The following is an 11728-nucleotide window of genomic DNA, read 5'->3' on the forward strand; positions in this document are numbered from 1 at the left end:
CGCTTCTCCGACCAGCACCGCAAATGGCTGTGCTGGGCAACTGGCGCATCAACAGCGGTAGCGCGACGCAGCACAGTCACGCCCATTCTAGCCAGTGTCAGGCGTTTCATGCCCCACACGTCGCCTACGACACAGAGTGCAGAGCTCCCCAGCATTTCCCCCAAGCGGTATATGTGGTGGAAAATCAAAACGTGACGGACCACAACCCAACACCAGCGTCCCCCTACGTGGACCTCGACCGTGCAGCGTGGCGGCGGCTTTCGGAGTCCACTCCTCTCCCCCTCACTGACGACGACGTTACTCGTCTAGCCGGACTCGGGGACCCTATCGACCTCGCAGAAGTTGACGCCATCTACCGGCCCCTGTCCCGTCTCCTCAACCTCTACATTGGGGCGACACGGCAACTTAACCGGGCAACCTCAACATTTCTCCATGAGGAATCTGGGGGTACACCTTATGTCATTGGTGTCGCTGGATCTGTCGCCGTGGGGAAGTCCACGACGGCACGTATCTTGCGGGAAATGCTCGCTCGCTGGCCTGACACACCCCGGGTAGAACTCATCACCACCGACGGTTTCCTCCTCCCCAATGAAGAGTTAGAGCGACGCGGGATCATGGACCGTAAAGGATTCCCCGAATCCTACGACCGGCGGGCGCTGATTCGATTCCTCACCAAAGTCAAAGCGGGGCGCGGGCAAGTCCACGCTCCGGTCTACGACCACCTGACATACAACATCGTGCCCGGGGAACGCCAAAGCGTTAACCGGCCCGACGTTCTGATCGTTGAAGGGCTCAACGTTCTCCAACCAGCGCGGCATCAACCTGAAGGAATGTCCAGCCTCGCGGTCTCTGACTTCTTTGACTTTTCCATCTATGTTGACGCCAAAACGTCGCACATTCGTAGCTGGTACGTTGACCGGTTTCTTTCGCTACGTGACTCAGCGTTCGCTAAACCAGGTTCCTTTTTCCGGCGCTACGCAAACCTCAACGACGCGCAAGCCATAGCCACCGCAGAATCCATTTGGGAATCCATCAACGAACCAAACCTCACCGAAAACATCTTGCCCACCCGTTCACGCGCCACACTGGTCATGACCAAAGATGCCGACCACTCCGTGCGACGGGTACGACTGCGCAAACTCTAAGACGATGTCGGCGGCTGCTCAAAAGCGGGTTGAACCTCAGGCACGTGAGGCGGAACATACCCTTCCATCGACTTCAGTGCCGTACCCCGACGGGCCAAAATCCGCCGCAAAACAGCGTCAACAACAAACCCAATAAGCACACCACCGGTGACACCGATCATCACCGCATACACAGGGTGCCCCTTCAGCCATGCCCCAGCGCCTAACCCAATCAAGCACGAGTAAATCGCCCACGTGACAGCGGCAATCGCATCGAAAAACACAAAAGCCTTCATGGGAAAGACCATGCGCCCCGCCGTAAAGTTCACCGCGACCCGCCCCCCAGGAATATACCGAGCGGCCACAATAACCGTTGCTGGCTTGCGCGCAACCATACGCTCAGCCCAATCGAGGACCCGGGCTATGCGTTGAAACTTCAAAAACCGCCACTGATGCACCTGGGCGCGGCGCCCAATGAGATACGTCGTAATGTCACCACCCATCGCCCCCACAACAGCGACCACGGCGACAAGCCACAACGCCGGGGACCCCGTGGAAACAGAAATGGCTACAACCGCAATCACCAATGACTCAGAGGGGAAGATAGGTAATATCCCGTCAAGCGTGATGAAGAGCCACAGAAAGAGGAACAGAAGCCAGGTGCCTTCATAATTTGTGGCAACAGACATCAACGCGTCATTAATGCTCCCCAGAAACCCGACAACACCATCCATCAGAACTCCTGTTCCACATCAAAGCCCAAAGCCAGACCCGCGGCATGGGGCTCTGGAGTGTCCGACCACAGCCGAGCGAGGTTATCTATCGTACTTAACGAACGAATCTCAGCCTTATCGATGTACAACACACCACTGAGATGGTCTGTTTCGTGCTGTGCTATCCGCGCAGTCCAGCCATGGAGTTCCTCATCAAAACCAGCGCCGTGCTCATCACTGCCAGTGAAACGGATAGACCGAGGGCGCGCAACGGCCGCTTGATACCCATCAACACTCAAGCATCCCTCGTAGTATGTCACTCGCTCATCACCCAATGGCTCATAGGCCGGGTTCACCACGACTCGGAAAGGAAAAGCCTGCCGTTCCCTAGTGTCCTGAGGGTCGGTAGCTCCTGGGTCTCGCATAACAGCGATCGCTACACCAACACCAACCTGAGGTGCAGCTACACCCACGCCCGGAGCGTCAAGCATGGTCATGTGCAATGCGTGCAGAAAATCTGGCAACAGTGCCCCCAACTCGCCGTCATACGGCTGCGTGGGGCGGCGCAGAACTGGATCACCGGCTTGAATCAACGGCAAAACACCGTGGGGATGTTCTTCGAGTAATGACTCAACGGTGCGGTAGAGAGATGAGGAAGTCACCGTGTCATCGTCGCATAAGAAAGGTGCCTGGCACATGTGCGCCAGGCACCTTCACGTACTCTTCAAGGTGCTCTTACTGCAAGAGCTCAGCTCAACGCCAGGTTGTTCTTCACCACGTCAGCGAGGTGGCGAGCAGTTGATTCTGCTTCGTCCTGCGTCGCGGCCTCAACCATGACACGCACCAACGCTTCAGTTCCGGAGGGGCGAAGCAATACCCGACCGGTGTCACCTAATGCGATTTCAGCAGCCGTCACCGCCTCAAGGACAACACTGTTCGTGGTAGCGGCAGCTTTATCAACACCAGGCACGTTGATCATGACCTGCGGTAGTTGAGTAATGACCGAGGCAACCTCACTCATTTTCTGGCGCTTCTCAGCCAACCGAGAGAGCAGGTGGAGGGCAGTCAGCACACCATCTCCAGTGGTGGAGAACTCGGTCAGCAACACGTGCCCCGATTGCTCTCCACCAATGTTGTACCCATTGCGCAACATCTCTTCTAAGACATACCGGTCCCCCACAGCAGTATTGACTGTGCGGACACCATGGGCCTCCATCGCTAAACGAAGTCCAAGGTTCGACATCACTGTCGTCACTAAAACGTTGTCTTTGAGGCGGCCCGCCTCAGCAGCTCCTAGCGCCAAAATCCCCATGATTTTGTCGCCATCAACAATGATGCCCTCTTCATCCGAGGCGATGCACCGGTCAGCGTCTCCATCAAAGGAAACACCCACGTGTGCCGAGTGGCCAACCGTTGCTGCGGCCATTCGGCGCGGTGCAGTTGCCCCGTACTCGTGGTTGATGTTTTCGCCATCCGGTTCGTTTCCGATGACAATAACCTCAGCACCGGCACGCTCGAGAGCCAACGGTCCAACGTGGCTTGCTGCGCCATGGGCGCAGTCAACCACAACCCGTAACCCCTCCAGTGAGTAGGTGACGGTGTCAACAATGGCATCAACATAAGCATTCACGGCTTCGTAATCATAGGAAATACGCCCTACCCGTGCGCCGACTGGGCGTTCCCAGTTCTCTCCCATGTGTGCGGCGATTTGATCTTCGACGTCGTCGTCGAGCTTGTAGCCATTACGGTCGAAGAACTTGATGCCGTTGTCTTGCATGGGGTTGTGAGATGCCGAGATCATGACGCCCAAGTCGGCGCCTAAGGTTCCGGTGAGGAAGGCAACTGCAGGCGTTGGCAGTACTCCAACATCAATGACGTCTACACCAGCACTGGCGAGGCCAGCGGCAACAGCTGCAGACAAAAATTCGCCAGATGCCCGCGGATCGCGGCCAACAATTGCGCGCGGTCGCGGTTTACTGAATTCCCCACGTAGCGCAAGAACGTGCGCTGCTCCAACGGCGAGGTCCAGAGCGAGCTCAGCTGTGACATCACGGTTTGCCAGCCCGCGGACGCCATCGGTTCCAAAGAGTCGTGCCATTCTTTTCCCTGTTCGTTCCACCGTGGTAACGGCGCATTGGTGCGCCTACCGTGGTCGATACGCGCCGAGACTGCCGTTCTAATCTACTGCATGTTTACCCCGGGGCAGCACACGTGGCGCCATGACATCGCGAGGGTAGAGTTTCGAGCCTCACACCGGACAGCACAAGGCCCCCACTGGATTCCAGTGGGGGCCTTGTGTGCAGTGCAGCGTGAAATGAATCAGCGCTTGGAGAACTGCGATGCCTTACGTGCCTTCTTCAAACCGGCCTTCTTCCGCTCGACAGCACGTGCGTCGCGGGTGAGGAAGCCAGCCTTCTTCAGGGTGGCGCGGTTTGCGTCACGGTCAATGCCGTTCAGCGCACGAGCAATACCGAGGCGCAGTGCGCCTGCCTGACCGGTTACTCCGCCACCGTGGATGCGGGCGACGACGTCAAAACGACCTTCGACATCCACAGCCTTCAGTGGTGAGTTAACGATCTGCTGGTGCACCTTGTTGGGGAAGTAGCCTTCGATGGTGCGCCCGTTGATGGTCCATTGGCCTGAGCCAGGGACGAGGCGAACTCGTGCAACTGCTTCCTTGCGGCGGCCAACACCTTGACCTGGCGCCGTGATGCTCTGGCCGCGGCCCGTAGGGGCAGCAGACTCAGAGGTGTATGTGCTGGGGGTCTCTTCTTCGCCCAGTGTGTCAATGTCGACGGTGGTTTCAGCCACTGGAGTGTCCTCGCGTCCTTATATTCGCGTAAGCCGGAGCCTACTGCGCGATTTGGGTGATCTCGAAGGGCTTTGGCTGTTGCGCAGCGTGAGGGTGCTCAGAGCCCGCGAAAACGCGAAGCTTTGTCAGCTGCTCCCGGCCGAGGCTGGTCTTAGGGATCATGCCGCGAACGGCCTTCTCCACTGCACGTTCTGGGTTCTTCGCCATAAGCTCAGAGTAAGGAACAGCAGTCAGACCGCCCGGGTAACCCGAGTGACGGTATGCCTTCTTCTGGTCTAGTTTGTTGCCGCTCAATGCAACTTTGCCTGCGTTGATGACGATGACAAAGTCTCCGCCGTCGACGTGAGGGGCAAAGGTGGCCTTGTGCTTGCCACGGAGCAGTTGAGCGACGTGGCTTGCGAGACGACCAAGTACAACGTCAGTAGCGTCAATGACGTACCAGTCACGCTGAATGTCGCCTGGCTTCGGGGTGTACGTACGCACGTTCGTAGCCTTCGTTTCGGTTCGTGTCTTCTCTGTCGCTTCTCAGCGCGCAGAAAGGTCGGCGAGCGCTTCATAGAGCCTAGCGAGTGGGCGCACCGGTCTCGGGAGAAGCACAATAATTACGTGTATCTGTTTAGATCGTTTAACCAGTCGTGGTCAGAACGAGAAAAACAGCCAGTCGAGGTGACGGTTGAAGCGGTCGGGATCAGCGAATAACTTTTCCTACTCGCGATCCAGCGACCATCCAGTCACACATCAGACACGGATATACAGCAATCAGATATCAGTGTAGCGCACGATTCCCACTATTGTTGTTTGAGGTAGGTCACGTTAGCGCTGCGCTCTGTGCAGTCAGCGCAAACCGTTGTTTGGGCGACCTCAGCGTGGTCCCCACAATACAAACGCAGGCGCTTACAACCTGGGTCCGCACAGTTGAGGAATTGCTCAGTTGGCGCCTCACACACAGTGCAGCGGCCTAGCGTTAAGGATTCCCCATCAAAATGGTGCACCATACGTCGATCGAAAACGTACAGCGGACCTTTCCAGAGCCCCTTTGTCCCGAATTGCTCGCCGTACCGCACGATCCCGCCAGCAACTTGGTAAACATTGTCGAACCCACGATTCTTCATCAGAACAGAGAGGATCTCACACCTCACCCCACCTGTGCAGTACGAGATGATGTGTTTGTCTTTGAGATGGTCGTACTTGCCGGAATCTAGCTCCCGGATGAAATCGTGCGTTGTGCGAGTGTCCGGGACAATCGCACCATCAAACTTGCCGATCTGCGCTTCGAACGCGTTACGCCCATCGAAAAAGACAACATCCTCACCCAGCGCCTCAACAAGATCATTCACTTCTTGTGGCGCTAGATGACGCCCACCGTTGACCACACCATTGGCGTCAACAACGATTTCTTCTGGCGCTCCGAAAGCAACCAGTTCTGGACGTTCTTTTACCGATAACCGCGGGAAGTCGCGGGCAGAACCCTCCGACCACTTCACATCGAGCGCTCTAAAACCAGGGTATTGACGGGTGGTCTTCAAGTACTGCTTGAGGTCCTCAACCCGACCACCCAACGTGGCATTAATGCCCTGAGGCGCGACAATAACGCGCCCTGTCAAGTGAAGTTTCTCCGCAAGAGCGGTCTGCCACAGCCGCACCGCAGTGGGGTCAGCCACCGGAGCGAAGGCATAAAAGAGAATGATCTTGTCTACAGCCATACCTTAAGGATATTCGCTACCGGAGAGACGCTGATCAGGGTTTTGGTCACAGTCAACAGGTTCAGCTTCTTCATCAAGACGCCGCGCCCGAATGGCATGCGCACGCGAGGCCAGAAGATCATCAGGTGGGTATTCAACGTGTTCCAACGTCAGCCCATGGGCTGCTACCACAACACTGGAATTTACCCGAGACCGTGAGGCAAGCATGTGCGCTGGCCACTGCACTGGTTTACGTCCCAACCCAACATCTAGCGCCGCCCCCACCATGGCACGCACCATGTTGTGACAGAAAGCATCGGCCACAATCGTTGCCCGCACCAACCCGGTGTCTGGCCCCTGCGTCGCCCGCTCCCATGTGAACTCTTGGAGTTCGCGAATAGTCGATGCACCACGTCGCGGTTTGCAGAACGCAGCAAAATCTCTCAAACCAAGAAGAGGTACAACAGACTCTGACATGGCATCGACGTCAAGAGCTTGGCGCGACCATAGAACCCACGTTCCTGTTAACGGGTCGCGATAGTCCACAGAATCAGCGATGCGGTAGTTGTATCGACGGTAGAGCGCAGAGTACCGAGCGTCGAAACCTGGTGGAGCCACAACTGCGTTTTGGACAACAACATCAGCCGGGACCATTGCGTTGAGCTTGTCGAGCAGCGCTCTTTCCGGTGTTCGATCCGAGCGTCCAGGTAACTTATCCCAGCGGTCACGCGGGAAATCTATGTGCACTACTTGCCCTCGGGCGTGGACACCAGCGTCAGTTCTACCAGCCACATTCGCGGTGACCGGCTGGCGGGCAAGCAATGCAAGAGCATCCTCAAGAACACCTTGAACACTGCGCAAGCCTGGCTGACGAGCCCACCCCACAAAGTTCGTTCCCCGGTAAGCAAGGTCAAGTCGAATCCGAATCACCGCTCTATTGTCTCGCATGGGGCACCCGGAGCCGGACACCTTTGCATGACATCACACCTGCCATCGCAAGCCCCCCGGAAGCAAAGGGCCTCTCCCCCACACGTCCGTCATTGGTGAGCGCACACTACATGCCCGCGTGTCGCTGACGATAGTGCGCGGAGAATTACACTGTTTACATGCAAAGCACCCCCACACAGTCATCGCTGCCCTCACAGGATCCAGCGACGCTAAATAGTGATTCCTCACATGACCAGGCAGCAGCCCAAGAAACCTTCATTCTGGCTGTGGATTGTGGTGGTGGAGCACTTAAATCTGCTGTGTGTGATGTCGACGGTTCACTACTCACAGAAATACATAGACAACCTGTTCACTACCCCTTCAGCAGCGATGCGTTGATCGACCACATCGCTACACGAAAAGCCGCAGCAGCCACCGCCGGCATGGTCATTGGAAAGGTTGGGGTCGGTATTCCGGGAATGATCCGCAGTGGGCGAATCATCTATACCCCGCACTACATTCGTACTGCAGGCCCCCACACTGAGATTGTCCCTGACCTTGAAGCGGAGTGGAATGGCCTTGATGTGCAGGCTCTGATCTCAGAACGCTTCAACGTGTCCGTTCGCGTTGTGAATGACTCCGAGATGCATGGTGCGGCCCTGATCCGCGGTGAAGGCCTAGAACTTGCGTTGACCTTTGGAACGGGCCTGGGAAGCGCACACTTTTCTGATGGCACTCTTCAAGCCCATCTCGAAATGTCTCATGCACCATTCCTCCACGGCGGAACCTACGACCAGTACATTGGTGACCATGTACGCCGTGAAATAGGCAATGATGCCTGGTCACACCGAATTGTTGAGGTCGTCGAGGCGTTATATCCGGTGTATCGCTGGGATGCTGTATTTATCGGCGGGGGTAATGCACATAACCTGTCCGCATGGGCATTGGAACGACTCACCGAAATTGGCCCTTACACGCGTGTTGTTGCCAACCGCGTTGCACTGAGCGGCGCCGCCGGCCTCTGGCAGCACTAGTGTGCTTTGACTGTGGGATCCCCCCAGTCACAACATGACTCATTCACTTCGATGTGCGGTTCCACAAAAAATGAGGGTGGGCCCTGACCAATTGGTCAGGGCCCACCCTCACTGTGAATTCACGTGGTGATGGTCAAAGCATCACCGGTGGATCACTTGGTTTCGTCAGCAGCAGGTGCTTCAGTAGTTTCTGAAGCCTCTACTGGTGCAGTCTCCTCGACAGCTGGAGTCTCGTCCTTCTTTGCAGCCTTCTCAGCAGCCTTAGTGGCTTCCTTAACAACAGCCTGCTTAGGTGACACGGGCTCGGTGACGAGCTCGATGACAGCCATTGGGGCGTTGTCGCCACGGCGGGTGCCGATCTTGGTGATGCGGGTGTATCCACCGTTACGCTCTGCCATGGCAGGAGCAATCTCAGTGAAGAGGCGGTGAACGATCGTCTTTGCGTCACCTTCGGCGTCGCGGACGTGAACGGTCTTGTTACGGATGACCTGTGACACCTGACGGCGTGAGTGGAGGTCTCCACGCTTTGCCTTGGTGATCAGACGGTCTGCAACAGGCTGAAGGCGCTTGGCCTTTGTCACTGTTGTGGTGATGCGACCGTGCTCGAAGAGGCTGGAGGCCAGGTTCGCGAGGATGTGTCGCTCGTGAGCCGGGCTACCACCGAGCCGAGGGCCCTTGGATGGGGTAGGCATTGTTCTTGCTCCTTGCAGTTCTTGTGACCGCTATGCGATCAATCCAGAAGTCAGTTGTACTGCTCGTCGACGTCGCCGTCGTCGTAGTAGTCCGACTCCGATGGCGGCTGGAAGTCCAGCGGTGAGTCCTTGAGTGCCAAACCAAGCTCGTGGAGCTTTTCTTTGACCTCGTTGATGGACTTAGCCCCGAAGTTACGGATGTCCAGCAGATCTGCCTCGCTGCGTGCGACAAGTTCACCGACCTGGTGAATGCCTTCACGCTTGAGGCAGTTGTATGAGCGGATCGTCAGCTGCAGATCTTCAATGGGAAGAGCAAGGTCAGCGGCAAGAGCTGCGTCCGTTGGTGACGGACCAATCTCGATGCCTTCTGCTTCCACGTTGAGTTCGCGAGCCAAACCAAAGAGTTCGACCAGCGTCTTTCCGGCGGAAGCCAGAGCGTCACGTGGGGCAATTGCTGACTTCGTTTCAACGTCAACGATCAAACGATCGAAGTCGGTGCGCTGCTCAACACGAGTTGCTTCAACCTTGTAGGTCACCTTCAGAACTGGTGAGTAGATGGAGTCGACAGGAATCCGGCCGATCTCAGCATCTAGTGACTTGTTCTGCTGAGCGGAAACGTAACCACGTCCACGCTCAACGGTGAGCTCAATTTCGAGCTTTCCCTTGTCATTGAGTGTTGCAATGTGCAGGTCAGGGTTGTGTACCTCAACACCAGCTGGTGGCACGATGTCTGCGGCGGTGACAACACCGGCGCCCTGCTTGCGCAGGTACATGACAACAGGCTCGTCATTCTCAGAGGACAACACCAAGTTTTTGACGTTCAAGATGATCTCGGTGACGTCTTCCTTGACCCCAGGAATGGTGGAGAACTCGTGGAGAACTCCATCAATACGGATCGACGTTACTGCTGCCCCAGGAATCGAGGAAAGCAGTGTGCGACGCAGTGAGTTACCTAGGGTGTAACCGAAACCTGGCTCAAGTGGTTCGATGGTGAACCGTGAGCGAGCATCGGTAATGATCTCTTCTGAGAGGGTGGGGCGCTGTGCAATGAGCACGTGTGGTGTCCTTTCGACATGCATCCGCTATATGACGCATATTGAGTGCCTCCAACTGACGCTGGAGGGTATTGACCTGACAAGCAATGAATCTGCAGTGCGCCTCCTCTGTCTCCGCGGAGCGGACTCCACGATGACAGAGGTGGCAGTGTTTCGCTCGGGATCAGACGCGACGGCGCTTAGGCTGACGGCAGCCGTTGTGCGCCTGAGGTGTAACGTCCTGGATCGAACCGACCTCGAGGCCAGCGGCCTGCAGGGAACGGATCGCGGTCTCACGGCCTGAGCCGGGGCCCTTGACGAAGACGTCAACCTTCTTCATACCGTGCTCTTGTGCACGACGTGCTGCTGACTCAGCAGCGAGCTGAGCAGCATAAGGGGTTGACTTACGTGAGCCCTTAAAGCCCACTTGACCAGATGAGGCCCACGAGATGACAGCACCGGATGGGTCGGTAATCGACACGATGGTGTTGTTGAAGGTGGACTTGATGTGCGCCTGGCCGACAGCAATATTTTTCTTGTCTTTACGGCGAGGCTTGCGTGCGTTCTGAGCGCCGCGAGTCTTGGGAGGCATATGCTCTTTCTCCTGGGTTGAGGTCTGGTGGGATGACAGGTGCTCAGCACCTGAGCATCACGGCCGCTGACGGATCAGCGAGCCTTCTTCTTGCCGGCTACGGTCTTCTTCGGACCCTTACGGGTACGAGCGTTGGTCTTAGTGCGCTGACCACGAACTGGAAGTCCGCGGCGGTGGCGAAGACCCTCGTAGCAGCCGATCTCAACCTTGCGGCGAATGTCAGCAGCAACCTCACGGCGAAGGTCACCCTCGAGCTTGTAGTTGCCCTCGAGGTAGTCACGTAGTGCGACGAGTTCGGTGTCGCCGAGATCCTTGACACGGACGTCTGGTGAAATGCCAGTGGCATCCAGTGTCTGCTGTGCGCGGGTGCGACCCACGCCGTAAATGTAAGTAAGCGCCACCTCAACTCGCTTGTCACGAGGGAGGTCTACGCCGATAAGACGTGCCATCGTATTGTGGCTCCTGTATTTCATTCGGAGGTCTGATGCATCGCCTCTCGCGTTTGTGCGAGCCTCGGCCTCCGAGCCGAGGGTGTGTCAACGTCGGTTTACCCGAGAGGTTGACGGCGGTGCGCTTGCTGAATCGTTCGGGCGCGACCCCGAAATATGAGATCTGGTCTGTCGTGATCCCGTCGCGACAAGCACTTCTCGCTGAGTGGACTCAGCCCTGACGCTGCTTGTGACGAACGTTCTCGCAGATGACCATGACGCGACCGTGACGGCGGATAACCTTGCACTTGTCGCAGATCTTCTTAACGCTAGGGTTGACCTTCATCGTGGTTCCTCAGCTGTCTCCAGCGCCAGGCTGGAACAGCAGTGATCGAGTGGTGGTTACTTGTAGCGGTAGACGATTCTTCCTCGGGTTAAGTCGTATGGACTCAACTCAACAACCACACGATCCTCAGGGAGGATGCGGATGTAGTGTTGACGCATCTTTCCAGAGATGTGCGCAAGGACTTTGTGACCGTTTGCCAACTCAACACGGAACATCGCGTTGGGGAGAGCTTCGACCACAGTGCCTTCGATCTCGATGACGCCGTCTTTCTTCGCCATATACTCCGCTAACTCCTGTCATTGCTGTCGTTGGCATGCGTGTACACATACCAACGAACTATCCTA

15 protein-coding genes are annotated in these 11728 nt (G+C 56.7%); 2 read left to right on the forward strand and 13 right to left on the reverse strand.

What is annotated here, in order from left to right; genetic code table 11:
• The first annotated feature begins 191 nt into the window (after positions 1-191).
• Positions 192-1145, forward strand: coding sequence for a type I pantothenate kinase (gene coaA, locus G538_RS0108030; RefSeq protein ID WP_029068918.1), 954 nt, complete (start codon positions 192-194; stop codon positions 1143-1145).
• Here the strand turns inward: coaA and G538_RS15790 are convergent.
• The 7 genes from G538_RS15790 to truA all read right to left on the reverse strand — a co-directional run bounded on the left by G538_RS15790 (position 1142) and on the right by truA (position 7279).
• Positions 1142-1858, reverse strand: a complete 717-nt coding sequence (locus G538_RS15790; RefSeq protein WP_051196767.1) for a DedA family protein — start codon at positions 1856-1858, stop codon at positions 1142-1144. The two genes, coaA and G538_RS15790, sit on opposite strands and share 4 nt — an antisense overlap.
• Positions 1858-2499, reverse strand: a complete 642-nt coding sequence (locus tag G538_RS0108040) for a peptide deformylase (RefSeq protein WP_029068919.1) — start codon at positions 2497-2499, stop codon at positions 1858-1860. The genes G538_RS15790 and G538_RS0108040 overlap by 1 nt, the downstream gene beginning before the upstream one ends.
• Before the next feature lie 86 nt (positions 2500-2585).
• Complete coding sequence (gene glmM / locus G538_RS0108045) at positions 2586-3935, reverse strand: phosphoglucosamine mutase (protein ID WP_029068920.1); 1350 nt, start codon at positions 3933-3935, stop codon at positions 2586-2588.
• Between the two features lie 221 nt (positions 3936-4156).
• Positions 4157-4648, reverse strand: coding sequence for a 30S ribosomal protein S9 (gene rpsI / locus G538_RS0108050; RefSeq protein ID WP_035833864.1), 492 nt, complete (start codon positions 4646-4648; stop codon positions 4157-4159).
• A 40-nt stretch (positions 4649-4688) separates the two neighbouring features.
• Positions 4689-5132, reverse strand: coding sequence for a 50S ribosomal protein L13 (rplM, locus tag G538_RS0108055; protein WP_029068922.1), 444 nt, complete (start codon positions 5130-5132; stop codon positions 4689-4691).
• 305 nt (positions 5133-5437) lie between these two features.
• On the reverse strand, positions 5438-6352 hold the full coding sequence (gene trhO, locus G538_RS0108060; protein ID WP_029068923.1) for an oxygen-dependent tRNA uridine(34) hydroxylase TrhO: 915 nt from the start codon (positions 6350-6352) through the stop codon (positions 5438-5440).
• Positions 6353-6355: 3 nt separating this feature from the next.
• Positions 6356-7279, reverse strand: coding sequence for a tRNA pseudouridine(38-40) synthase TruA (gene truA, locus G538_RS15795; RefSeq protein ID WP_051196769.1), 924 nt, complete (start codon positions 7277-7279; stop codon positions 6356-6358).
• Between the two features lie 158 nt (positions 7280-7437).
• Between truA and G538_RS0108070 the strand changes: the two genes are divergently transcribed.
• Complete coding sequence (locus G538_RS0108070; RefSeq protein WP_051196771.1) at positions 7438-8292, forward strand: ROK family protein; 855 nt, start codon at positions 7438-7440, stop codon at positions 8290-8292.
• A 152-nt stretch (positions 8293-8444) separates the two neighbouring features.
• Here G538_RS0108070 and rplQ read toward each other — a convergent pair whose 3' ends face one another.
• The 6 genes from rplQ to infA all read right to left on the reverse strand — a co-directional run bounded on the left by rplQ (position 8445) and on the right by infA (position 11662).
• The gene (rplQ, locus tag G538_RS0108075; RefSeq protein ID WP_029068925.1) at positions 8445-8984 is read right to left on the reverse strand and encodes a 50S ribosomal protein L17; all 540 of its coding nucleotides are present in this window, start codon (positions 8982-8984) and stop codon (positions 8445-8447) included.
• A 50-nt stretch (positions 8985-9034) separates the two neighbouring features.
• Positions 9035-10039, reverse strand: coding sequence for a DNA-directed RNA polymerase subunit alpha (locus G538_RS0108080; protein ID WP_029068926.1), 1005 nt, complete (start codon positions 10037-10039; stop codon positions 9035-9037).
• Between the two features lie 163 nt (positions 10040-10202).
• Positions 10203-10610, reverse strand: coding sequence for a 30S ribosomal protein S11 (rpsK, locus tag G538_RS0108085; RefSeq protein WP_029068927.1), 408 nt, complete (start codon positions 10608-10610; stop codon positions 10203-10205).
• A gap of 74 nt (positions 10611-10684) precedes the next feature.
• Complete coding sequence (rpsM, locus tag G538_RS0108090; protein ID WP_029068928.1) at positions 10685-11059, reverse strand: 30S ribosomal protein S13; 375 nt, start codon at positions 11057-11059, stop codon at positions 10685-10687.
• 211 nt (positions 11060-11270) lie between these two features.
• Positions 11271-11384, reverse strand: coding sequence for a 50S ribosomal protein L36 (gene rpmJ, locus G538_RS0108095; RefSeq protein WP_029068929.1), 114 nt, complete (start codon positions 11382-11384; stop codon positions 11271-11273).
• A 56-nt stretch (positions 11385-11440) separates the two neighbouring features.
• On the reverse strand, positions 11441-11662 hold the full coding sequence (gene infA, locus G538_RS0108100; RefSeq protein WP_015770901.1) for a translation initiation factor IF-1: 222 nt from the start codon (positions 11660-11662) through the stop codon (positions 11441-11443).
• Positions 11663-11728: the final 66 nt, after the last annotated feature.

Origin of the sequence: Jonesia quinghaiensis DSM 15701, assembly GCF_000423205.1 — a bacterium.
Lineage (GTDB): Bacteria > Actinomycetota > Actinomycetes > Actinomycetales > Cellulomonadaceae > Jonesia > Jonesia quinghaiensis.

Coding starts and splice junctions, on each gene's coding strand:
- G538_RS15790 (WP_051196767.1), bottom strand. CDS start 1,858: ATGGATGGTGTTGTCGGGTTTCTGGGGAGCATTAATGACGCGTTGATG.
- glmM (WP_029068920.1), bottom strand. CDS start 3,935: ATGGCACGACTCTTTGGAACCGATGGCGTCCGCGGGCTGGCAAACCGT.
- trhO (WP_029068923.1), bottom strand. CDS start 6,352: ATGGCTGTAGACAAGATCATTCTCTTTTATGCCTTCGCTCCGGTGGCT.
- truA (WP_051196769.1), bottom strand. CDS start 7,279: ATGCGAGACAATAGAGCGGTGATTCGGATTCGACTTGACCTTGCTTAC.
- G538_RS0108070 (WP_051196771.1), top strand. CDS start 7,438: ATGCAAAGCACCCCCACACAGTCATCGCTGCCCTCACAGGATCCAGCG.
- rplQ (WP_029068925.1), bottom strand. CDS start 8,984: ATGCCTACCCCATCCAAGGGCCCTCGGCTCGGTGGTAGCCCGGCTCAC.
- rpsK (WP_029068927.1), bottom strand. CDS start 10,610: ATGCCTCCCAAGACTCGCGGCGCTCAGAACGCACGCAAGCCTCGCCGT.
- rpsM (WP_029068928.1), bottom strand. CDS start 11,059: ATGGCACGTCTTATCGGCGTAGACCTCCCTCGTGACAAGCGAGTTGAG.
- rpmJ (WP_029068929.1), bottom strand. CDS start 11,384: ATGAAGGTCAACCCTAGCGTTAAGAAGATCTGCGACAAGTGCAAGGTT.
- infA (WP_015770901.1), bottom strand. CDS start 11,662: ATGGCGAAGAAAGACGGCGTCATCGAGATCGAAGGCACTGTGGTCGAA.